This is a genomic window from Brevundimonas sp. KH_058, from assembly GCF_057838505.1.
In genome coordinates this window covers 1,747,265-1,767,791 of sequence record NZ_CM174469.1, presented here as the reverse complement: position 1 = coordinate 1,767,791, position 20,527 = coordinate 1,747,265, and the positions used below count along the sequence as shown (strand labels likewise).

22 protein-coding genes are annotated in these 20,527 nt (G+C 65.9%); 13 read left to right on the top strand and 9 right to left on the bottom strand.

Annotated features, from left to right (window positions below):
* Positions 1–41: 41 nt before the first annotated feature.
* From AC3ISA_RS08400 to AC3ISA_RS08390, 3 genes are all read left to right on the top strand, one after another.
* Positions 42–266: an alkylphosphonate utilization protein gene (locus tag AC3ISA_RS08400; RefSeq protein ID WP_159846931.1), complete on the top strand. Its 225-nt coding sequence runs from the start codon at positions 42–44 to the stop codon at positions 264–266.
* 41 nt (positions 267–307) lie between these two features.
* Positions 308–1,444 carry a CobW family GTP-binding protein gene (locus AC3ISA_RS08395; RefSeq protein ID WP_489177519.1) on the top strand — a complete coding sequence of 379 codons (1,137 nt, stop codon included), beginning with the start codon at positions 308–310 and terminating at the stop codon, positions 1,442–1,444.
* Positions 1,445–1,506: 62 nt separating this feature from the next.
* Complete coding sequence (locus AC3ISA_RS08390; protein WP_489177518.1) at positions 1,507–1,923, top strand: endonuclease domain-containing protein; 417 nt, start codon at positions 1,507–1,509, stop codon at positions 1,921–1,923.
* Position 1,924: 1 nt separating this feature from the next.
* Here the strand turns inward: AC3ISA_RS08390 and AC3ISA_RS08385 are convergent, their stop codons facing one another.
* From AC3ISA_RS08385 to AC3ISA_RS08375, 3 genes are read right to left on the bottom strand one after another with little or no spacing between them, the layout of a single operon-like run.
* Positions 1,925–2,965, bottom strand: a complete 1,041-nt coding sequence (locus tag AC3ISA_RS08385) for a 1,9-bis(guanidino)-5-aza-nonane synthase (protein ID WP_489177517.1) — start codon at positions 2,963–2,965, stop codon at positions 1,925–1,927.
* Between the two features lie 42 nt (positions 2,966–3,007).
* A complete protein-coding gene (locus AC3ISA_RS08380; RefSeq protein WP_489177516.1) occupies positions 3,008–3,382 on the bottom strand; it encodes a four helix bundle protein in 375 nt (124 codons plus the stop codon).
* 49 nt (positions 3,383–3,431) lie between these two features.
* On the bottom strand, positions 3,432–4,697 hold the full coding sequence (locus AC3ISA_RS08375) for a type III PLP-dependent enzyme (RefSeq protein WP_489177515.1): 1,266 nt from the start codon (positions 4,695–4,697) through the stop codon (positions 3,432–3,434).
* Between the two features lie 259 nt (positions 4,698–4,956).
* Here AC3ISA_RS08375 and phnC point away from each other — a divergent pair, with 259 nt between their 5' ends.
* The 7 genes from phnC to AC3ISA_RS08340 all read left to right on the top strand — a co-directional run bounded on the left by phnC (position 4,957) and on the right by AC3ISA_RS08340 (position 11,989).
* On the top strand, positions 4,957–5,766 hold the full coding sequence (gene phnC, locus AC3ISA_RS08370; RefSeq protein WP_489177514.1) for a phosphonate ABC transporter ATP-binding protein: 810 nt from the start codon (positions 4,957–4,959) through the stop codon (positions 5,764–5,766).
* A complete protein-coding gene (gene phnD / locus AC3ISA_RS08365) occupies positions 5,763–6,776 on the top strand; it encodes a phosphate/phosphite/phosphonate ABC transporter substrate-binding protein (protein WP_489177513.1) in 1,014 nt (337 codons plus the stop codon). The genes phnC and phnD overlap by 4 nt, the downstream gene beginning before the upstream one ends.
* The gene (gene phnE, locus AC3ISA_RS08360) at positions 6,773–7,585 is read left to right on the top strand and encodes a phosphonate ABC transporter, permease protein PhnE (protein WP_428153699.1); all 813 of its coding nucleotides are present in this window, start codon (positions 6,773–6,775) and stop codon (positions 7,583–7,585) included. Before phnD ends, phnE begins: the two co-directional genes overlap by 4 nt.
* Positions 7,586–7,664: 79 nt before the next feature.
* A complete protein-coding gene (locus AC3ISA_RS08355) occupies positions 7,665–8,726 on the top strand; it encodes a substrate-binding domain-containing protein (protein ID WP_489177512.1) in 1,062 nt (353 codons plus the stop codon).
* Between the two features lie 83 nt (positions 8,727–8,809).
* Positions 8,810–9,688, top strand: a complete 879-nt coding sequence (gene galU, locus AC3ISA_RS08350; RefSeq protein WP_489177511.1) for a UTP--glucose-1-phosphate uridylyltransferase GalU — start codon at positions 8,810–8,812, stop codon at positions 9,686–9,688.
* Positions 9,689–9,949: 261 nt separating this feature from the next.
* Complete coding sequence (locus AC3ISA_RS08345; RefSeq protein ID WP_489180083.1) at positions 9,950–10,747, top strand: enoyl-ACP reductase FabI; 798 nt, start codon at positions 9,950–9,952, stop codon at positions 10,745–10,747.
* 57 nt (positions 10,748–10,804) lie between these two features.
* Positions 10,805–11,989: a benzoate/H(+) symporter BenE family transporter gene (locus AC3ISA_RS08340; protein ID WP_489177509.1), complete on the top strand. Its 1,185-nt coding sequence runs from the start codon at positions 10,805–10,807 to the stop codon at positions 11,987–11,989.
* Positions 11,990–12,033: 44 nt separating this feature from the next.
* On the opposite strand, the gene AC3ISA_RS08335 is transcribed toward AC3ISA_RS08340, so the two are convergent.
* Together AC3ISA_RS08335 and AC3ISA_RS08330 are read right to left on the bottom strand one after the other, a co-directional pair.
* Positions 12,034–12,429: a DUF3597 family protein gene (locus AC3ISA_RS08335; protein ID WP_372691400.1), complete on the bottom strand. Its 396-nt coding sequence runs from the start codon at positions 12,427–12,429 to the stop codon at positions 12,034–12,036.
* 51 nt (positions 12,430–12,480) lie between these two features.
* On the bottom strand, positions 12,481–13,182 hold the full coding sequence (locus AC3ISA_RS08330) for a glutathione S-transferase N-terminal domain-containing protein (protein ID WP_489177508.1): 702 nt from the start codon (positions 13,180–13,182) through the stop codon (positions 12,481–12,483).
* Positions 13,183–13,345: 163 nt separating this feature from the next.
* Between AC3ISA_RS08330 and AC3ISA_RS08325 the strand changes: the two genes are divergently transcribed.
* Positions 13,346–13,519 carry a YegP family protein gene (locus AC3ISA_RS08325; RefSeq protein WP_087120843.1) on the top strand — a complete coding sequence of 58 codons (174 nt, stop codon included), beginning with the start codon at positions 13,346–13,348 and terminating at the stop codon, positions 13,517–13,519.
* Here the strand turns inward: AC3ISA_RS08325 and rimM are convergent.
* The 3 genes from rimM to ffh all read right to left on the bottom strand — a co-directional run bounded on the left by rimM (position 13,516) and on the right by ffh (position 16,221).
* Complete coding sequence (gene rimM, locus AC3ISA_RS08320; protein ID WP_489177507.1) at positions 13,516–14,043, bottom strand: ribosome maturation factor RimM; 528 nt, start codon at positions 14,041–14,043, stop codon at positions 13,516–13,518. The two genes, AC3ISA_RS08325 and rimM, sit on opposite strands and share 4 nt — an antisense overlap.
* Positions 14,044–14,112: 69 nt before the next feature.
* Positions 14,113–14,655, bottom strand: a complete 543-nt coding sequence (gene rpsP / locus AC3ISA_RS08315; protein WP_489177506.1) for a 30S ribosomal protein S16 — start codon at positions 14,653–14,655, stop codon at positions 14,113–14,115.
* 24 nt (positions 14,656–14,679) lie between these two features.
* Positions 14,680–16,221, bottom strand: coding sequence for a signal recognition particle protein (gene ffh / locus AC3ISA_RS08310; RefSeq protein WP_489177505.1), 1,542 nt, complete (start codon positions 16,219–16,221; stop codon positions 14,680–14,682).
* Between the two features lie 390 nt (positions 16,222–16,611).
* On the opposite strand from ffh, the gene AC3ISA_RS08305 reads away from it, so the two are divergent.
* Together AC3ISA_RS08305 and AC3ISA_RS08300 are read left to right on the top strand one after the other, a co-directional pair.
* A complete protein-coding gene (locus tag AC3ISA_RS08305) occupies positions 16,612–17,817 on the top strand; it encodes a saccharopine dehydrogenase family protein (protein WP_489177504.1) in 1,206 nt (401 codons plus the stop codon).
* Positions 17,818–17,833: 16 nt separating this feature from the next.
* Entirely contained in the window at positions 17,834–19,006 is a 1,173-nt protein-coding gene (locus tag AC3ISA_RS08300) for a carboxynorspermidine decarboxylase (RefSeq protein ID WP_489177503.1), read from the top strand.
* Between the two features lie 39 nt (positions 19,007–19,045).
* Here the strand turns inward: AC3ISA_RS08300 and AC3ISA_RS08295 are convergent, their stop codons facing one another.
* Positions 19,046–20,422, bottom strand: coding sequence for a S41 family peptidase (locus tag AC3ISA_RS08295; protein WP_489177502.1), 1,377 nt, complete (start codon positions 20,420–20,422; stop codon positions 19,046–19,048).
* Between the last annotated feature and the right edge of the window lie 105 nt (positions 20,423–20,527).

Sequence of the window (20,527 nt, the reverse complement as noted above, 5' to 3'; positions counted from 1 at the left end):
GAGTGTGGATATTCGCCGAACCAGTCGCTAGAAGCTTCGCCATGACCGATGACGTGACCAAAGATTCCAACGGCAACATCCTGGCCGACGGCGACAGCGTGACCCTGATCAAGGATCTCAAGGTCAAGGGTTCGGGCGGGGTGACGCTGAAGCGCGGGACGCTGGTCAAGAACATCCGCCTGACCGGCGACACGGACGAGATCGAGGCCAATGTCGACAAGGTGCGCGGTCTGGTCCTGCGCGTCGAGTTCGTGAAGAAGGCCTAGCCCCTCTTCCCAAGCGTGATGTCAGCCGCCATCTAGCGGCGATGACTGACACCCTCGCCGCCCCCGCCTCGACCGCCGCATCCTCTCAAGGCTCTGGGGGCAAGATCCCCGTCACCGTCCTGACCGGCTATCTCGGCGCGGGCAAGACGACGCTGCTGAACCGGATCCTGACCGAGGACCACGGCAAGCGTTACGCCGTCATCGTCAACGAGTTCGGCGAGATCGGCATCGACAACGACCTGGTGGTCGGCGCCGACGAGGACGTGTTCGAGATGAACAACGGATGCGTCTGCTGTACGGTGCGCGGCGACCTGATCCGCGTGGTTGCGGGGCTGATGAAGCGCCAGCGCCCCGGAAAGCCCGCCTTCGACGCCATCATCGTCGAGACCACGGGTCTCGCCGACCCCGGCCCGGTGGCCCAGACCTTCTTCGTGGACGAGGACGTCAAGGCCAAGACCCAGTTGGACAGCGTCACCACACTAGTCGACGCCAAGCACGTGATGGCGCGGCTGGACGATTCCAAAGAGGCCCGCGAGCAGGTGGCCTTCGCCGACCGGATCATCCTGAACAAGGTGGATCTGGCGACGGCGGACGAACTGGACGCGGTCGAGGCGCGTCTGCGGGCGCTGAACCCGCTGGCGCCCATTGTGCGGGCCGAGCGGTCCAACGTACCGCTGGACCAGGTGTTGGGCCTGCACGCCTTCGATCTGGAGCGGATCCTGGAGGTCAAGCCGGATTTCGTGAACCCGCCGCATGGCGCGGACGGCCATGTGCATGACGAGGCCTGCGGCCACGATCATCACGACCATGACCATGATCACGGGCACGATCATCATCACCACGATCACGCCCATGGCGCGCGAGGTCACGCCCATCAGGACGATATCAAGGGCATCTCCCTGTCGCTGGACCGACCGCTGGACGGGACTAAATTTACCGCCTGGCTGGACAAGCTGCTGGGTGAGCAGGGCCAGAACATCCTGCGCGCCAAGGGCATCATCGACGTCCAGGGCGAGGACCGCCGCCTGGTCTTCCAGGCCGTGCACATGATCCTGGAAGGCGACCTGCAACGCGAATGGGGTGTCGCCGAACGCCGCTGGAGCCGCGCCGTCTTCATCGGCCGCGATCTGGACGAGGCCGAACTGCGCAAGGGCTTCGAGGCCTGCGCGGCCTCTTGATCCTTCTCCCCTCGGGGGAGAAGGTGGCCCGTAGGGCCGGATGAGGGGGCTGCCGGAAACAGATGTGGCAGTCGCCGAGAAGCACCGGACAGTCACGTCGCCTTCGCGCCGACATGACGGGGGCGGAGGCCGTATTATGGTCGATGCTGCGTAACCGACAGCTGGATGGATTGAAGTTTCGACGGCAGGCGCCGGTTGCGGGCGCCATCGCCGACTTCGCCTGTCACGAGATCAAGCTTGTGATCGAACTGGATGGCGGCGTGCATGATCTGCACGAGGCGCGGGACGCCGTTCGGGACGCTCGAATCGAGGCGGCGGGCTATACGGTGCTGCGGTTTCGGAACGCGGAGTTTTCAAGAAACCCGGCGGTCGTATTGGACGCCATACGTCGGCATGCTGTGGGGCGGACACAGCCCCCTCATCCGACCGGCTCCGCCGGCCACCTTCTCCCCCAAGGGGAGAAGGAAACCGACGACTGATTTACTTGCCGAACAGCTTGTTCCAGCGGCGCTTGTCGCGGGTCTTCCAGGCGCCGCGGTGATAGGCGTCGGAGCCGATCAGGGGCACAACCGTGGTGGCTTCGGCGAAGACCATCTGTTCGTGGGTCGTTTGGACCTTGCCCCAGGAGGCGGCCTCTTTCAGCGTCGAGGACGAGCAGGCGCCGTCGCGGACGTCGGCGACGGTGATCTGGACTGCATAGCGGTGCATCTCGGCTTCGACGCCGAGGATTTCGGCGCAGACGACGGTGTCCTGAGCGAAGTTCTTGGGCACGCCGCCGCCGACCATGAACAGGCCGGTGACGCCGGCGGCGATCTTGATGTCGGTCAGTTCGCGGAAGTCGGCAATGGCGTCCAGCATCAGATAGGGCAGGCCGGCGGCGGCGCGTTCCTTCTGGTGCTTGACCAGGCCGAAGCCGGCCGAGCTGTCGACGAAGGCCGGGCAGAAGATCGGCACGCCCTCTTCATAGGCGGTCTGGATCAGCGAGCCGGGCTTCTTGGCGTTGCCCTCGCTCAACCATTTGCCCATTTCCCAGATGAATTCGCGCGAGGAATAGCCGCGCGGCTCAAGCCGGTTGGCGATCTCCAGGATAGTGTGGTCGCAGGCCTGGAGCTCTTCCTCGTCGATATAGGTGTCGTAGATCCGGTCGATGTAGTTTTCGCGCAGGACGTTGTCGTCCACCTCGCCGGCGGCCTGATAGTGTTTGAAGCCCAGGGCCTCGAAGAAATCCATGTCCACGATCGAGGCGCCGGTGGCGACGACGGCGTCCACCATGCCGAACTTCACCATGTCGCGGTACACATGCATGCAGCCGCCGGCCGAGGTCGAGCCGGCCAGGATCAGCCAGGGCGAGCAGTCCTTGTCCTCGATGGCCATGGAGAAGATGTCGGCGGCGCGGGCGGTGTCGCGCGAGCTGAATGACATCTTGCGCATGCTGTCGATGATCGGCCGGGCGTCGAAGGACGTGATGTCCACGTGCTCGACGACATTCTGCAGCAGCTGGGCCTTGGTGTTGGCGGTCATGGGTGACTCGTGAATCGTAAGGCGTGAACAGGATGAATGCGGTCAGGTCTTGTGGCGTTGCTTCAGTCGTGTCGAAAGGCCGGAGAGCATGCGCCCGATCCGTTCCATGTCGGCAAGCAAAGTCTGGAGATGGTCAGTCGTTAGATAGCCGAGACGCGAGGCGATGAGGAGATGGGTTTCGACCTCGGCGAGCGACCCGCGCGCGATGCCGATGAAGTGAACAAATTCGCCCGTTCCGTTTCGGCCCGCTCCCTCCGCGATATTGGCCGCCACGCTGACGGCTGCACGACGAACCTGACTGATCAGGCCGAACCGCTCATCAGACGGCCATGAAGCCGAACACCGATAAACGGCTTCGACCCAGTCGAGCGACAACTTCCAGGCATCAAGATCGCGGTGGGTTCGCAAGTCGCTCATGGTTGCCAATCACGACTCACGAATTACCTCTCACGATCAGCGTAGCGACCTACTTCCGGCGCGACTTGCGCTGACCGGCCTTACCCTTGGGACGTGACAGGCGCACGACCTTGCGGGCGTTCTCTTCCGCCGTGGTGCGCACGGTGGGGATGGAGCGCGGGGCCAGACCGTAGAGCGAGGCCATCGGGGCGTCCTCGACCACGGCGAGATCGTGCTCGCCATAGCCGTTGAAGCCGGTCGACATCGCAACGCCATAGGCGCCCAGCATGCCGATCTCGATGAAGTCGCCTTCACGCACATCGGCCGGCAGCCAGAACGGGCCGGGCATATGGTCGATGGAATCGCAGGTCGGACCGTAGAACTGGAACGCCTTCAGATCGCTCGCCGCCTCGCCGTCCCGAACCAGCTTGGTCGGGAAGGGCCAGCGCGAGTGGGTCGCGTCGAACAGCGAGCCGTAGGAGCCGTCGTTCAGATAAAGGGCGTCGCCCTTGCGCAGGTCGACACGGGCCAGGATCGACGAGGATTCGGCGACCAGCGCCCGGCCGGGCTCGCACCACAGCTCGGTCGTTTCCGACACCGGCATGTCGTTGAAGCCGCGATGGATGGCGTCGGCGTATTCGCTCATGTCCGGCGGGACCATGCCCGGATAGACCGAGGGGAAGCCGCCGCCGACATCGACGATATCGACGATCACGCCCGCACGGCTGATCGAACGCCCGACTTGGGCCATGGCGGCTTGGTAGGCAGTCGGACGCATGCACTGGCTGCCGACGTGGAACGAAACGCCCATCAGGCCTTCCTTCACCGCCTGGCGCGTCTCCATCAGCAGCGCCGGAGCCTGATCTGACGAGACGCCGAACTTGCCCGAAAGCGTATAGGCCGCGCCGTCGGCCGAGACGGCCATGCGCACGATCAGGTTCAGGTCGTCCGCGCCGCCGGTGGCGTCGAGGATCTTGTTCAGCTCATCGACGCAGTCGAGCGAGAAGGTCCGCACGCCGTGATCGAAATAGGCCTTGGTGATCGCGGACCGGCTCTTGACCGGGTGCATGAAGGCCAGACGCACGTCATGGCTGACCGAGCGAACAAGCTCGATCTCGGCGATGGACGCCACGTCGAACCCGCGAACGCCCGCCTCGATCAGGGTCTCGACGACCCAACGCGAGGGGTTGGCCTTCACAGCGTAGAAGACGTCGGCCTTTAGATTATCCTGGAACCAGCGCGCCGCTACGGAAACCGAACGCGGCCGCACGAGGGCGACGGGACGTTCAGGGGACCGCTCACGGACCAGGTCCAGGGGAAGCTGATACGTGCGCAATTCACGTAACCCCCTGCTAATTGTTAAACCCAGACCGGCGTTAGCGGCGCAGAAAGGACCTACGGGGTCCGCCGGAAGACGCGATATGGGGATGGCGAACTGTCATGTAAAGCGGTTTTTTCATGGCAGGGGCTGGACTTGTCCCTGTGCATAAAGCGCCGCACTGGACGACATCGCGCCCGACGTGCGATTAAGGCCTTGCCTAGACGCCTTCGTCGCGTCATGCGGCGCCCCTTCGCCACAGCCTCCTAGCGAGTTCATGAGTTCATCCGCAGCCGCCGTCTCCCCCGGGCTCGTCCTGACGCGCGACGTGTCGAAGACCTTCGGATCGCGAAAGGCGCTGGACGGCGTCTCGATTTCCGTGGCCTCCGGCGAAATGGTCGCCCTGATCGGCCCGTCCGGTTCGGGCAAGTCCACCCTGCTCCGCTCCATCACCGGCCTGCAATCGATCGATGCGGGCAAGGGCACCATCCAGGTCTTCGGCGAGACGGTGCAAAAGGACGGCCGTGTCACCGGCTCCGTGCGCAAGGCGCGCGGCAAGCTGGGCATGATCTTCCAGCAGTTCAACCTGGTCGGCCGCCTCAGCCTGTTCTCCAACGTCATGCTGGGCGCGCTCGGCCGCCTGCCCGCGTGGAAGGGCCTGCTGGGGGCCTGGCCCCAGGCGGACAAGGACAAGGCCATGGCGGCCCTGCATCGCGTCGGCGTGTCGGACTACGCCGCCCAGCGCGCCAACACCCTGTCGGGCGGCCAGCAGCAGCGCGGCGCGATCGCCCGCGCCATCGTGCAGGGCGCCAAGGCCATCCTGGCCGACGAACCCGTCGCCTCGCTGGACCCGGTGTCCGCGCGCAAGGTGATGGAGCTGCTGGTCGAGCTGAACAAGCGCGACGGCATGGGCGTGATCGTCACCCTGCACCAGGTCGACTACGCCATCCGCTATTGCGACCGCGTCATCGCCCTGCAAGGCGGCAAGATCGTCTATGACGGTCCGTCAACGGCGCTGGACCAACAACGCCTGATCGAAATCTACGGTCCTGAATTCGAGGACGCGTTCTGGGAGACCAAGGCATGAGCCTGTCCCGTTTTTCGCCCACACGTCGTCTGATGGCGGCTGCCGGCGCGGCTGTGATGATCATGGGCCTGGCGGCCTGTGGCGGCGGTGACGACAAGAAGGCCGGCGGCGCGCCGACCGAGATCACCTTCTCGATCCTGTCGGCCGAGGGCCAGGCCTCGTCGGGCCCGATGTGGCAGCCGCTGCTGGACGACATGTCCAAGGCCATCGGCGTGCCGGTCAAACCCTATTTCGGCTCGAACTATACGGTTCTGGTCGAGGCCATGCGCGGCAACCACACCCAGGTCGGCTGGTTTTCGGCCAAGCCCGAGGTCGAGGCCATCGACCGCGCCAAGGCCGAGGTCATCGCCCGCACCGTCAACCGCGAAGGTCTGGACAGCTATCAGTCGACCCTGATCGTCAAGAAGGGCTCGGGCATCACGCTGGACAAGGTCCTGGCGTGCGGCAAGCAGTACAACTTCGGCATCGGCGACGCCCAGTCGACGTCGGGCACCCTGGCCCCGCTGACCTTCCTGTTCAATCCGCGCGGCGTGGTCCCGGCTCAGTGCTTCAAGACCGTGCGCTCGGCCAACCACCAGGCCAACGCGTTCGGCGTCGCCACCGGCGTGATCGAAGTGGCGACGTCCAACAGCGTCAACACCGTCTTCATGCGCCGCGAGAACCCGCAGCTGGCCGGCCAGATCGAGGAGATCTGGACCTCCCCCCCCATTCCCGAGAGCGGCATCGTCGTGCGCGAGGACCTGGATCCGGCGCTGAAGGAAAAAATCCGCAGCTTCTTCCTGACCTATGGCCAGGGCGAAGGCGCCGAGGCCGAGCGTCAGCGCAAGGTCCTGGCGGACCTGGAGTATTCGCGCTTCGCCGCCGCCGACGACCGCTATCTGGACCCCATTCGCGAGATGATCGCCGACCAGAAGCTGGGCGAGGCCCGGGCCAAGGGCGACACGACCGCCGCCGCCGCCGCCGAGCGCGAGCTTCAACGCCTGCGCAGCCTGCGTGAGGTCCGGCCTTGACCGCAGTCGCGTCCCCCGCCCTCTCCATCCCTGAGGCGCCCAAGAAATCCACCCTGGCGTGGGCGGCCGATATCCTGGTGTGGGGCGGCGTCGCAGCCGTCCTGCTCTACAGCATCGACGCCGTCGATTTGCGGAACATCTCGCGCCTGTTCTCGGGCAACGAGAGCACCCAGTTGTTCGTGCACGACCTGCTGCGCCCCGACTTCAGCGACTGGAAGATGTTCGTCGCCAAGATGTGGGAGACGGTGCAGATCGCCCTGTGGGGCACCTTCCTGGCCGTCTTCCTGGGCGTTCCTCTGGGTCTGGCCGCCGCGCGCAACATCGCGCCCGTCTGGATCGTGACCCCGGTGCGCTGGGTGATGAACCTGCTGCGTTCGGTGCCCGACCTGGTCATCGGCCTGCTGTTCGTGACCGCCGTGGGCCTGGGACCGCTGGCCGGCGTCCTGGCCATCACCCTGAATACGGCCGGCGTCCTGGCCAAGCTGTTCTCGGAGGCCGTCGAGTCGATCGACAAGGGGCCCGTCGAGGGCGTGCGCGCCACCGGCGCCGGCAAGCTGCACGAGATCGTCTGGGGCGTGCTGCCTCAGGTCGCGCCGCTGTGGACCTCGTTCGCCCTCTATCGCTTCGAATCCAACAGCCGGTCGGCGACGGTGCTCGGCCTGATCGGCGCGGGCGGCATCGGTCAGGTGCTGTTCGACAGCATGAACGCCTTCGACTTCCGCGCGGTCTCGGCCATCGTGATCGTCGTGGTCGTCGCCGTGACCCTGATCGACACCCTGTCGCAGGTCATGCGTCGCCGCCTGCTGTAGCGACGACAGTCCCGTTCGCGGGACTGTCATAATCCTCTGCTCTAAGCATCGCGAAATCGATGCTCAGGGAGAGCCCAGGATGATCCGCACACTGAAACTGGCGGCTTCGGCCGCCGCCCTTCTGGCCCTGGCCGCCTGTGGCGACAACGGCGGCGGGTCGTCCGGCACGCGCGCCGGGATCTGGGCGGCCGGTTCGTCCACCGTCTTCCCCTTCGCCACGCGCGTCGCCGAGACCTTCGCCCGCGCCTCCAACGGCGCAGCGCCCCGCGTCGAATCGCTGGGCACCGGCGGCGGCATCCAGGCCTTCTGCCAGGGCGTCGGCCCGACCACCCCGGACATCGCCAACGCCTCGCGTCAGATGAAACAGTCCGAGTTCGACCTGTGCGCCAAGAACGGCGTCACCGAGATCGTCGAGATCAAGATCGGCTTCGACGGCATCGTCATCGCCACGGCCCGTAACGGCAACGGCTTCAACTTCGAACTGAACGACCTGTACGAGGGCCTGGCCAAGGAAGTGCCCGGTCCGAACGGGACGTTCGTCGCCAACCCGGCCAAGACCTGGAACCAGGTCAACGCCGGCCTTCCGAACCAGCGCATCCAGGTCTATGGCCCGCCGCCCACCTCGGGCACGCGCGACGCCTTCCTGGAACTGGGCATGACGCCGGGCGCCAAGCTGGTGCCGGCCGTCAAGGCGATCGAGGGCGACAAGGACCGGTTCGAGGGCATTGCGCATACCGTGCGCGAGGACGGCGCCTGGATCGATTCCGGCGAGAACGACAACGCCATCGTCCAGACCCTGACCCGCACGCCGGGCTCGCTGGGTGTATTCGGCTATTCCTTCCTGGAACAGAACCTGGATACGGTGAAGGCCGAGACCATCGACGGCGTCGCGCCCACCGCCGACACCATCGCCAGCGGTGACTATCCGCTGTCACGCAGCCTCTACATCTATGTGAAGAAGGCCCACATCGGCGTGATCCCCGGCCTGCAGCAGTTCGTGCAGGAGTTCCTGTCGGAAGGTTCGGCCGGCAAGGGCGGCTATCTTGCAGACCGCGGCCTGATCCCGCTGCCGGAAGATCAACTGCTGGCCCAGCGCGCGACCATCGCCTCCATGACCCCCATGACCCGCCCCGCCAAATAGGGCGGAACCCGACGGCCGTCCCGCCCCTTCTTTCGCCGGTCCGCACCGGCTAGAAGGGGCGGGATAGCTGTCAGGATATATTGATGACCACCACGCCCGCGCGCCTGCGCAAGGCCGTATTGCCCGTCGCGGGCCTCGGCACCCGCGTCCTCCCCGGCACCAAGACTACGCCCAAGGAACTGTTGAACGTCGTCGATCGGCCGATCCTGTCCTACATCGTCGAAGAGGCGCGCGAAGCCGGGATCGAGCACATCGTCTTCGTCACCGGCCGCTCCAAGGGCGCCATCGAGGACTATTTCGATCACCAGATCGAGCTGGAAGCCCAGCTGCTGGCCAAGGGCAAGATCGAAATCCTTGAGATGATGAACGCCGAACTGGCGTCCGCCGGCGAGATGAGCTTCACCCGCCAGATGCAGCCCAAGGGCCTGGGCCACGCCGTCTGGTGCGCGCGCGACATCATCGGCCATGAGCCGTTCGCCGTGATCCTGCCCGACGTGATCGTGGACTCGCAGCCCGGCGCCCTGAAACAGCTGGCCGAAGTCTACGCCGAGACCGGCGGCAACATCATCGGCGTGGAATCCGTCGATATCGAACAGGCCCACAAATACGGCATCGTCGATCCCGTCGGCCGCCAGGGCAACCGGATCGAGATGAAGGGGATGGTCGAAAAGCCCGCCGCCGGAACGGCGCCGTCCAACCTGTCGATCTCGGGCCGCTACATTCTGCAGCCGGAAATCTTCGATCTGCTGGCGACCCAGGAACGCGGGGCCGGCAACGAGATCCAGCTGACCGACGCCATGGCGCGGCTGATGCAGCATCAGGCCTTCACCGCTGTCGAATACGCTGGCGTGACCCACGACTGCGGCGACAAGATCGGCCTGCTGAAAGCCAATGTCGCCCTGGCGCTGAAACGCCCGGACCTGGGCGCCGCCGCCCGCGCGGCGATCTCGGGCCTGCTTTAAAAATCAGCATGGCGTCTCTCCCTCCCCGCTCCGGGGAGGGTGGCCGAGCGCAGCGAGGTCGGCTGGGGGGCGGCCAGGCGACACCCCACTGACCCATCTTGCCTAAGACAAGCGCGCCCCTGCCGGGTCGCCCCCACCCGGTCGCTGCGCGACCACCCTCCCCGAGGCGGGGAGGGAAAAGTTGAGCGCTTGGCTCGCGCCTGCTAACCCTCCGCGCAAATCATCAGGAGACGAACCATGGCCAATTCCGAAGGCTGGGACATGCCGACCGGCGACCTCATGAAGGGCAAGAAGGGCCTGATCATGGGCGTGGCGAACTCCAGTTCAATCGCCTGGGGCATCGCCTCGCAGCTGGCGGCGCAGGGCGCGGAACTGGCCTTCACCTATATGGGCGAAAGCCTGGAGCGGCGCGTGCGTCCGCTGGCCGAAAGCGTCGGCGCCAAGCTGCTGATCCCGGCCGACGTCACCGACGACGCCTCGATGGACGCCGCCTTCGCCGAGCTGGAAAAGACCTTCGGCACGATCGACTTCGTCGTCCATTCGGTGGCCTTCGCCAACAAGGACGAGCTGAAGGGCAGCTTCGTGGACAACACCACGCGCGACAGCTTCCTGCTGGCCATGAACATCTCGGCCTTCAGCTTTGTGGACGTGTCAAAGCGCGCCGCCAAGCTGATGCCGAACGGCGGCAGCCTGATCACCCTGACCTATCTGGGGTCGGAACGGGTCATCCCGAACTACAACACCATGGGCGTGGCCAAGGCGGCGCTGGAGGCGGCGACCCGTTACATCGCGCGCGACCTGGGCCCCAAGAACATCCGCGTCAACGCCATCTCGGCCGGGGCCATGCGCACCCTGTCGCTGGCCGGCATTTCGGGCGGGCGGGGCCTGCACTCCAAGTCGGCCCAGTTCTCGCTGATCAAGGAAGAGACCTCGATGGAGGGCGTCGCCGGCGCGGCCCTGTGGCTGTGCTCGGACCTCGGCCGTTCGACCACGGGCGAGGTCGTCCACGTCGATGCGGGCTTCCACGCCGTGGGCCTGCCGGACGACATCGAAGGTTGATCGGGAAGGCCTGATCAGGCTCTTCCGGCGTTCACGGTGACGGTTTAAGGCCGGGGCATGACTGCTCCGGCCTTTTCCATGCGCGCCCTGCCCGCCTCCGCCTTTTCGTCGGCCGCCGTGGCGACGGTGATCGGGTTCGGCGGGACCGTCGCTTTGGTCGTGCAGGCGGGACAGGCGCTGGGCGCGGACGCCGGTCAGATCGGATCGATGGTGACGGCCCTGTGCCTGGGTATCGGCGCGCCCGGAGCCCTGTTGAGCTGGCGGTTGAAGATCCCCGTGGTCCTGGCCTGGTCAACGCCGGGCGCGGCCCTGCTGGCGGCCTCGACGCTGGGCCTGTCGTGGCCGACGGCGATCGGCGCCTTCGTCTTCGCCGCCCTGCTGATGATCCTGACCGGCTTGATCCCGGCGCTGGGGCGGCTGGCGTCGCGGATACCGGCGGCCATCGCCTCGGCCATGCTGGCGGGGGTGCTGCTGCCCTTTGTGCTGAGAGTGTTCAGGGTCGTGCCTGACGAGGCAGTGCTGGTCGTCGGACTGGTCGCGCTGTTTCTGGTATCGCGACGTCTGTGGCCGGTCTGGACCCTGCCGGCCGTATTGGCGGCGGCCTTTGCGGTGCTGGCGATACGGGGACAGTTGGTCCTGCCGGCAGGGACAGGCCTGTTCGGCCATCTGGAGCCCCTTGCGCCCGTGTTCGACTGGAAGGCGGCGGTCAGCCTGGGCTTTCCGTTGTTCCTGGTGACACTGGCGGCGCAGAACCTGCCGGGGCTGGTCGTGTTGCAGAGCGCCGGCTATCCGCCGCCCACCAACCGGCTGATCCTGTCCACCGGCGTCGCCAGCCTGCTGATCGCCCCGTTCGGCGGACACGGGGTCAATCTGGCGGCGATCACGGCGGCGATCTGCACCGGGCCTGACGCACACCCCGACCCCGCGCGACGTTGGGTCGTTGGCGTGATCTATGGCGGCTTCTATCTGGTCGTGGCCCTGTTCGCTGCGCCGCTGGCCGGGCTCTTTATCGCCATGCCGCCGGCAGTGCTGGCGGCTGTGACGGGTCTTGCGTTGGTCGCGCCTCTGACGGGCGCTCTGCAAGGAATGGTGGCCGAGACGGCGTCACGTGAGGCAGCCGTGCTGACGTTCGCCGCGACGGCTTCGGGCTTGGCCCTGTTCGGGGTGGGATCAGCCTTCTGGGGTCTGGTCGTCGGCTTTGCGGCCTTGGCTGCCGGACGCTGGATCAGACCGCAAGCCTGACCCAGCACCTCTCTATTTTAGCCTATCGCGCTGCTTGAGGCGCGTTAGTCGCGCAGCGACGCCGGCACCTGACCGCCGTTTTCGGCCAGCTTCTTCCAGACCGCCTTGGACAGAGCGATGTTCTGTTCGGCTGAACCGTGCTCGCCGGCATGGACGTTCAGCTCTTCCGCCAGTTCCTTGCGGGCCGCCAGGCTGGAATCCAGGTCCAGCAGCTTCAGCAGATCGACGATCGAGGTGCGCCAGTTGCCGCCGCCGCCCTTGGACGCCGCCAGATCGCTGAGCACCGCCTCGACATCGACGGGCGGCAGGGCCGGAGCGGCGGTCGGGGCCGCCGTGCCGGGCGTCGGCGTCACGCTGGCGGTCGGCGTTGGCGCCGGTGTGGGGGCCGCCTTAGGCTTGTGGCCCGTGATCTTGTTCCAAATCGAAGAGAAGATACCCATCGGTCGCGCTCCTGTTTGTGTCGTCAGATAATGCCCGCCGGGCACGACGGTTCAGTGACGCGCCGGAATCTCCAGTCCGCGCTGCACGGCGGGACGCGCCAGACCCCGCTCCAGCCAGGCGGCGACGCGGGGGAAGTCCGCAAAGCCGACGATCTCGCCCGCCTCGTAGAAGCCGATCAGGTTGCGGACCCATCCCAGGGTGGCGACGTCGGCGATGGAGTAATCCCCAACGATCCAGTCTCGACCTTCCAGTCTCGTCTCCAGCACGCCCAGCAGGCGGCGGCTTTCGGCGACGTAGCGGTCGCGCGGACGCTTGTCCTCATAGTCCTTGCCGGCGAAGCGGTGGAAGAAGCCCAACTGGCCGAACATCGGGCCGATCGCGCCCATCTGGAACATGACCCACTGGATCGTCTCGTAGCGGGTCGCCGGATCGGCCGAGAGCAGCTTGCCGGTCTTCTCCGCCAGATAGATCAGGATGGCGCCGGATTCGAACAGGGCCAGCGGCTGCCCGCCTGGCCCGTTCGGGTCGAGGATGGCGGGAATCTTGCCGTTGGGGTTCAGCGACAGATATTCCGGCCCCCAGGTCTCGTTGGCCATGATGTCGACCAGATGCGGCTCATAGGCCAGGCCGACCTCCTCCAGCATGATCGACACCTTCACCCCATTGGGCGTGGGCAGGGAATAGAGCTGGATGCGGTCGGGATGCTGGGCCGGCCAGCGCCGGGTGATCGGGAAGGCGGACAGGTCGGTCATGCGTTCAGCCTCGACTTGGTGATGAACATCCATGTCGGGGTCGCGCGCGAGGTTCGCAACTGTCGCCGGCGCCATTTGATCGCGGCCTTGTGTCTGGAACCGTACGGGAGACGATGCCAGCTTGGCCGTGACCGATCACAGGTCGCAGGAATGGAGACGCCCGATGGCGCACAAGTTCGAAGTCTATCAGGACAAGGCTGGCGAATACCGCGTCCGCTTCAAATACAATTCCGAGATCATCTTTTCGACCGAAGGCTATTCCGACAAGTCGGGCGCCAAGCGCGCGATCGAATCGATCAAGAAGCACGTCGGAGACGCCCCTGTTGAAGACGCCTAGTCGGGCTCGCGCTCGCCCACCTCGGTCGGCGGCACGGCCAGAAGCCAGCCGTCGGCGAGGTGCAGCTCGGGCGTCGCTTCCTTGGTGAAGGGCAGATACCAGGTTGGGCCGCCCGTCGCGGGGGCGATCTCCAGCATGTCGTCGGCGCCGAAGTTCTGCACAGACTTGACTGTTCCCAGAACGGCGCCCGCTGTGTCGCGGACTTCGACGCCCAGCAGATCAGCGAGATAGAATTCGTCCTCTTCCGGTTCCGGGAAACGGTCGCGCGGGACGTGCAGCTTGAGGCCGCGCAGGGCGTCGGCCTCTTCCTTGGTGGCGATCTCCTTGGCCCGACCGACGACGCCGGCCTTGTCGGGCCGTGTCGAGGTCAGGGTCAGGGCCACCGTGCCGTCGGCGCGCAGCAGCGGACCATAGGCGGTCAGAGCCAGGGGATCGGCGGTGAAGGCGGTCACCCGCACCTCGCCCCGCACCCCGAAACCGCCGCCGATCTGGCCGACGAGGATCAATCTGCTGTCCGTAGTCATGCTGGTCCTTAGCGCATGAAAAAGGCGGCGTCCAAAGACGCCGCCTCGATCATCGTCAAACCGAAAGGCTTAGCCTTCGGCCTTTTCTTCGGTCGATTCTTCAGCAGCCGGAGCCTCTTCGGCGGCGGCTTCAGCAGCAGGCGCTTCTTCAGCCGGGGCTTCTTCGACAGCCGGAGCAGCGGCAGCGGCGGCGGCCTCTTCCTTGGCGCGGGCGGCGGCTTCAGCGGCCTCGACCTTGGCGGCGGCTTCGGCTTCCAGACGGTCGGCTTCGCGCTGGGCGCGCTCAGCGGCGCGCTCTTGCGCCTTCTTGCCGGGCTGGGCCTTGTTCGGGTTGTTGGACTGGGTCCACTTGACCTTCTGGCCCAGGGTCTCGTCCTGCGACAGGAAGCGGGCGACGCGGTCGGTCGGCTGGGCGCCCTTGCCGAGCCATTCGGCGATACGCTCGACCTTCAGGGCGACGCGCGGGGTGGCGCCGTCCTTGGGCAGCATCGGGTTGTAGCTGCCGACCTTCTCGATGAACTTGCCGTCGCGGGGCGAGTGCGAGTCGGCGACGACGATGTGATAGTAGGGGCGCTTCTTGGCGCCGCCGCGGGCCAGACGAATCTTCAGCATTTCAAATCTCTTTCCAGGTAGTCGTTATTTCTTGGGAGGGAAGCCCGGAAGGCCCGGAAGGCCCCCCGGAAGTTGTCCGCCACCTAGCCCGGCGAGCCGGTCCTGGATGGCTTTCAGTTCGTCGGCGCTGGCTTCCGGCGTCTTGCCGCCGCCCAGGGCCTTCAATCGGTTCAGATCCGGGCCGCCGCCTCCCATTCCGGGAATGCCGCCGCCACCGCCGAGGCCGCCCAGCATGGCGGCCATCTGCTGCATCTTCTTGGGTCCGCCGCGCGCCATCGACTTGACCACGTCGGCCATCTGGCGGTGCTGTTTCAGGACCCGGTTCACGTCCTGCACGTCCACGCCGGCGCCGGCGGCGATACGCTTCTTGCGGCTGGCGTTCAGCAGATCGGGCTTCTTGCGCTCGGCCTTGGTCATCGAGGAGATGATGGCTTCCTGGCGCAGGATCATGCGGTCGTCGATGCCGCTTTCGGCCATCTGGCCCTTCATCTTGGCCACGCCGGGCAGCATGCCCATGATGCCCTGAAGACCGCCCATCCGCTTCATCTGTTGAAGCTGACCGGCCAGGTCGTCCAGATCGAACTGACCCTTGGCAAGTTTCCGGGCCATCTTCTCGGCCTTGGCCTGGTCCAAGTCCTGGCTGGCCTTTTCGACCAGGGCGACGATATCGCCCTGACCCAGGATGCGGCCGGCGACGCGACGGGCGTCGAACACGTCCAGCGCATCGACCTTTTCGCCGGCGCCCAGATATTTGATCGGCAGGCCGGTGACGGCCCGCATCGACAGCATGGCGCCGCCACGCCCGTCGCCGTCAGCGCGGGTCAGGACGAGGCCGGTCAGAGGCAGGCGGGCGTGGAAGGCGGCGGCGGTGCGCACCGCATCCTGACCGGTCAGGCTGTCGGCGACCAGCAGGGTCTCGATGGGCTGCGAGATCGCGGCGACCTCGGCCACCTCGTTCATCAACCCTTCGTCCAGGGTGATGCGGCCGGCGGTGTCGAGGATCAGGACGTCGAAGCCCTGAAGTTTCGCGGATTGCAGCGCCCGGCGCGTGATCTGGACGGCGCTCTCGCCCGCCACGATGGGCAGGGTCGCGACCTCGATCTGCTTGCCCAGCTGGGCCAGCTGTTCCATCGCGGCCGGACGACGCGTGTCCAGCGAGGCCATCATGACCTTCTTGCGATCGAACCTGGTCAGGCGCAGCGCCAGCTTGGCCGAGGTCGTGGTCTTGCCCGAGCCCTGCAGGCCGGCCATCAGCACCACGGCGGGCGGATTGGCGTTGGTGTTTAGGGGAACCGGCTCTTCGCCGCCCAGCATCTCGATCAGGCCGTCATAGACGATCTTGACCACCTGGTCGGCGGGGCGGACGGAACGGATGACCTCTTCGCCGGTCGCGCGCTCGGTGGCGAAGGCGATGAATTCCTTGACGACGGGCAGGGCGACGTCGGCCTCGAGCAGGGCCACGCGCACTTCGCGCATCGCCTCGGCGACATCCTTTTCGGACAGGGCGCCGCGGCCGGTGATCCGGTCGAAGACGCCTGTCAGCCGCTCGTTCAGAGCCTCGAACATTCACTACCTCGTGGCGACGGGTGAAACGGCTCCATACGACAACGGCCCCCGGCGACGATCACGTCGGCGGAGGGTTCTCGCCATCCTCGTTCTCTTTTGTGGGCTATCGGCCTTTCGGCCTACTTGAGCCCGAATAGGCTGTGCTCAAGTAGCGCGGAGCGCGGTAGCACGACAAAAAAGCTGTCGTGATGGTGGAGACGCAGGTTCACTTGCGTCGGAAGCGGCGGCTTATGGAGGAAAAGAAGGCGGAAGGCAACCGGAGCGAGTCGGTCACGCTTTAATCCTGATCTTCGTCACGGCATTTAGCGGATTGTCATCATCGTGCTAAGAGCCCCGCCCTTTATAGGGGCGGCGATGTCGCCAACGTTTTTGACTTCAGGAGAAGCACGCATGAGCAAGGTGCTGGTTATCGGCGCGGGCGGCGTCAGTTCGGTGGCCGTCCACAAGATGGCGATGAATGCGGACATCTTCTCGCATATCACCCTGGCGAGCCGGACGAAGTCGAAGTGCGACGCCATCGCCGAGTCCGTGAAGTCGCGCTTTGGCGTGAGCATCGACACCGCCGCCATCGACGCCGACGACGTAGTCGCGACCACCGCCCTTATCAAACAGGTTCAGCCCGCGCTGGTCGTGAACCTGGCTCTGCCTTACCAGGATCTGGCGATCATGGACGCCTGTCTCGCCGCCGGCGTGAACTATCTCGACACCGCCAACTATGAGCCGCGCGACGAGGCCAAGTTCGAATACAAGTGGCAGTGGGCCTATCAGGAGCGGTTCGAGAAAGCCGGTCTGATGGCGCTGCTGGGCTCGGGCTTCGATCCCGGCGTGACCTCGGTCTTCGCGACCTACACCAAGAAGCACCTGCTGGATTCGATCGAGACGCTCGACATCCTGGACTGCAACGGCGGCGACACCGGCCTTCCGTTCGCGACCAACTTCAACCCCGAGATCAACCTGCGCGAAGTGACCGCCCCGTCGCGCCACTGGGCCGACGGCCAGTGGATCGAGGGCCCGGCGCTGAGCCACAAGCAGACCTTCGACTTCGAGGGCGTGGGTCAGAAGAACATGTACCTCATGTATCATGAGGAGCTGGAATCGCTGGCGAAATTCTACCCCGAGATCAAGCGCATCCGCTTCTGGATGACCTTCGGCGACAGCTATCTGAAGCACTTGGAGGTGCTGGAAAACATCGGCATGACCTCCATCGAGCCGATGCAGTTCCAGGGCCGCGAGATCATCCCGATCGAGTTCCTGAAAGCCCTGCTGCCCGAACCGTCGTCGCTGGGTCCGATCACCAAGGGCAAGACCAACATCGGCACCATCGCCACCGGCGTGAAGGATGGGGTCGCGAAGACGGTCTACGTCAACAACATCTGCGACCACCAGGAAGCCTATGCCGAAACCGGCAACCAGGCCGTCAGCTACACCACCGGCGTGCCCGCCATGATCGGCGCGGCTCTGATGCTGACCGGCCAGTGGAAGGGCGCGGGCGTGTTCAACATGGAACAGCTGGATCCCGATCCCTTCATGGACATGCTGAACAAGCACGGCCTGCCGTGGAAGGTTCAGGACCTGGACGCCCCTCTCGACTTCTAAGGCTCAGACCATGGCCATGCAGACCCAAGCCGGCGGACCGGGCGCCTTCGCCCGGTTCGATCTGAACCGCGTTCCGTCGCCCGCCTTCGTGGTCGACGAGGCGGCGGTGCGTCGCAACCTGTCGGTCCTGAAGGACGTGGGGACGCACGGAAACGCGCGGGTTCTGCTGGCCCTGAAGGCCTTTTCCATGTGGTCGCTGGCCGATGTCGTCGGGGAATACCTCGACGGCGTCTGCGCGTCTGGCCTGTGGGAGGCGCGGCTGGCGCGGGAGTTCTATAAGGGGCACTTGACCACCTATTCGCCGGCCTACAAGCCGGCGGACCTGCCCGAGATCCTGCGCCTGTCGGACACGGTCATCTTCAACGCGCCCGATCAGATCTCTCGGTTCGCCGACATGATCGCGACGGCACGGGGCGAGGGCGAAACGTTCGATATCGGCCTGCGGCTGAACCCCGAGCATTCCGAGGCCGAGGTCGCCAAATACGACCCATGCCAGTTCGGATCGCGCCTGGGGTTTCCGGTGTCGCAACTGAAGCCGGAGCATCTGACAGGCGTCGACGGCCTGCACATCCATGCCTTGTGCGAACAGGGGTTCGAACCGCTGGAGCGGATCTGGGCGGCGGTCGAGCCGACGCTGGCGCCCCTGCTGGCCGACCTGAAATGGATCAACCTGGGCGGTGGGCACCATGTCACGCGGGCCGATTACAGACGCGACGATCTGGCCGCCTTCCTGCGTCGCTTGGGCGAAACGCACGGTCTTGAGGTTTATATCGAGCCCGGCGAGGCCGTCGCCCTGGATGCCGGCATTCTGATCGGCGAGGTGCTGGACACCTTCGACAACGGCATCGCGGTCGCCATCACCGATATCTCCGCGACCTGCCACATGCCCGATGTGATCGAGGCGCCCTACCGTCCGGCCATGCTGAACGAGGGCGAGGCGGGCGTGACCTATCGCCTGGGCGGGCCGTCGTGCCTGGCGGGCGACATCATCGGCGACTACGTCTTCGAGACGGCGCCGACGGCGGGGACGCGCATCGCGTTTCTGGATCAGGCCCATTATTCGATGGTGAAGACCAACACCTTCAACGGGGTGCCCTTGCCGGCCATCGCCCTGTGGAACAGCGAGACGGATGCGCTGAAGATCGTGCGCGCGTTCGATTACTCCGAGTTCCGCGACCGCCTGTCGTAAGCGCAAGAAAAAGGGCGGCTCTCGCCGCCCTTCCCTGACCTATTCTCCCTTCGGTTCGGCCGCCGCCGGCTCGGCGTCGGGCTTGGGTGTGGAACCCGGCTCGGTGACGACGATGCCTTCGGGCGCGGCCGACAATTTCGACAAATCGCCGCCGGCGCGCAGGACGTCCAGCGCCCGCTGCAGCTGGTAATCCTTTTCCTTGTCGAAGCTCTCGCCCGGTGCCTCGCGCGGCGTGTGCGGTCCCTTGCGCTCGGCGCCGATGGAGGCGTCCAGCGCCGTGGCGTAGGCGGCCTCGGAATAGATGAAGCTGGAACGCGAGACGATGCGCGCCTCGGCTTCCGAACGGGCCACCTCCAGGTCCGGCTCGATGCCGATCTTCTGGATCGAGGCGCCCGACGGCGTGTAGTAGCGCGCGGTCGTGATCGACAGGGCGCCGTCCTGACCCTGGCGCAGCGGGATCACCGTCTGGACCGATCCCTTGCCGAAGCTGGTCAGGCCGACCACGGCCGCACGCTGATGATCCTTGAGAGCGCCGGCGACGATCTCGGACGCCGAGGCCGAGCCATAGTTGACCAGCACGACCAGCGGCAGGCCGCCGGTGATGTCGCCGGGCTTGGCCGAATAGCGCTGGATCTGCTCGGGCTTGCGGCCGCGCTGACTGACGATCTCGCCGCGTTCCAGGAAGGCGTCGGACACGTCGATGGCGGCGTTCAGCAGGCCGCCGCCATTGTTGCGCAGGTCCAGGACATAGCCCTTCACGCCCGGCTTCTCGGCCTTGATCTTGGCGATGGCCTCGTTCAGCTCGCGGCCGGTGTTCTCGTTGAAGGTCGAGACGCGCAGATAGCCGAAGTCGCCCTCGACCCGGCCGGTGACCGACTGGACCTTGATGACCTCGCGGGTCAGGACCACCTCCAGCGGATCCTCGCCGTCGCGCAGGAAGGTGACCTTGACGCTGGTGCCGACGGCGCCGCGCAGCTTCTCCGACACCTGGCTGACCGTCAGGCCGGCCGCGTTCTGGCCCTCGATCGACGAGATGACGTCGCCCGCCTGGACGCCGGCCTTGGCGGCGGGGCTGTCGTCCATCGGCGAGATGACCTTCACCATGCCGCCGTCGGCGCTGATGGTCAGGCCAACGCCCGAATACTGGCCCTCGGTCCGCTCGCGCAGCTCATCGTAGTTGGAGGGCGGCAGATAGTTGGAGTGCGGGTCCAGCGCCGTCATCATGCCGGCCAGCGCGGCCTCGATCAGCTTCTTGTTGTCGACCGGGACGACATAGGCCTGCTCGACGATGCCGACCACGTCGCCGAACAGCTCCAGCATGCGGAAGGTTTCGTTGCGGGGGGTCTGGCTGCTGACAGCAGCGGCGGATCCGCCGAGCACCAGAGCGGCGCAGCCGACGAGGAGCAGTTTACGCATTCGGTCTCTTTCGGTCGGGCCGATCATTCAAGGCGCCCGTGGGAAGGGTAAGGCGGTGCAGACACGACCAAATCGTGGCGACGCAGCGTTACGCCGATAAAATCA

Excerpts from the sequence above, each read along its gene's own strand:
- AC3ISA_RS08400 (WP_159846931.1), top strand. The coding sequence starts at position 42 with ATGACCGATGACGTGACCAAAGATTCCAACGGCAACATCCTGGCCGAC.
- AC3ISA_RS08395 (WP_489177519.1), top strand. The coding sequence starts at position 308 with ATGACTGACACCCTCGCCGCCCCCGCCTCGACCGCCGCATCCTCTCAA.
- AC3ISA_RS08390 (WP_489177518.1), top strand. The coding sequence starts at position 1,507 with ATGTGGCAGTCGCCGAGAAGCACCGGACAGTCACGTCGCCTTCGCGCC.
- AC3ISA_RS08385 (WP_489177517.1), bottom strand. The coding sequence starts at position 2,965 with ATGACCGCCAACACCAAGGCCCAGCTGCTGCAGAATGTCGTCGAGCAC.
- AC3ISA_RS08380 (WP_489177516.1), bottom strand. The coding sequence starts at position 3,382 with ATGAGCGACTTGCGAACCCACCGCGATCTTGATGCCTGGAAGTTGTCG.
- phnC (WP_489177514.1), top strand. The coding sequence starts at position 4,957 with ATGAGTTCATCCGCAGCCGCCGTCTCCCCCGGGCTCGTCCTGACGCGC.
- phnD (WP_489177513.1), top strand. The coding sequence starts at position 5,763 with ATGAGCCTGTCCCGTTTTTCGCCCACACGTCGTCTGATGGCGGCTGCC.
- AC3ISA_RS08355 (WP_489177512.1), top strand. The coding sequence starts at position 7,665 with ATGATCCGCACACTGAAACTGGCGGCTTCGGCCGCCGCCCTTCTGGCC.
- galU (WP_489177511.1), top strand. The coding sequence starts at position 8,810 with ATGACCACCACGCCCGCGCGCCTGCGCAAGGCCGTATTGCCCGTCGCG.
- AC3ISA_RS08345 (WP_489180083.1), top strand. The coding sequence starts at position 9,950 with ATGCCGACCGGCGACCTCATGAAGGGCAAGAAGGGCCTGATCATGGGC.
- AC3ISA_RS08340 (WP_489177509.1), top strand. The coding sequence starts at position 10,805 with ATGACTGCTCCGGCCTTTTCCATGCGCGCCCTGCCCGCCTCCGCCTTT.
- AC3ISA_RS08335 (WP_372691400.1), bottom strand. The coding sequence starts at position 12,429 with ATGGGTATCTTCTCTTCGATTTGGAACAAGATCACGGGCCACAAGCCT.
- AC3ISA_RS08330 (WP_489177508.1), bottom strand. The coding sequence starts at position 13,182 with ATGACCGACCTGTCCGCCTTCCCGATCACCCGGCGCTGGCCGGCCCAG.
- AC3ISA_RS08325 (WP_087120843.1), top strand. The coding sequence starts at position 13,346 with ATGGCGCACAAGTTCGAAGTCTATCAGGACAAGGCTGGCGAATACCGC.
- rimM (WP_489177507.1), bottom strand. The coding sequence starts at position 14,043 with ATGACTACGGACAGCAGATTGATCCTCGTCGGCCAGATCGGCGGCGGT.
- rpsP (WP_489177506.1), bottom strand. The coding sequence starts at position 14,655 with ATGCTGAAGATTCGTCTGGCCCGCGGCGGCGCCAAGAAGCGCCCCTAC.
- ffh (WP_489177505.1), bottom strand. The coding sequence starts at position 16,221 with ATGTTCGAGGCTCTGAACGAGCGGCTGACAGGCGTCTTCGACCGGATC.
- AC3ISA_RS08305 (WP_489177504.1), top strand. The coding sequence starts at position 16,612 with ATGAGCAAGGTGCTGGTTATCGGCGCGGGCGGCGTCAGTTCGGTGGCC.
- AC3ISA_RS08300 (WP_489177503.1), top strand. The coding sequence starts at position 17,834 with ATGCAGACCCAAGCCGGCGGACCGGGCGCCTTCGCCCGGTTCGATCTG.
- AC3ISA_RS08295 (WP_489177502.1), bottom strand. The coding sequence starts at position 20,422 with ATGCGTAAACTGCTCCTCGTCGGCTGCGCCGCTCTGGTGCTCGGCGGA.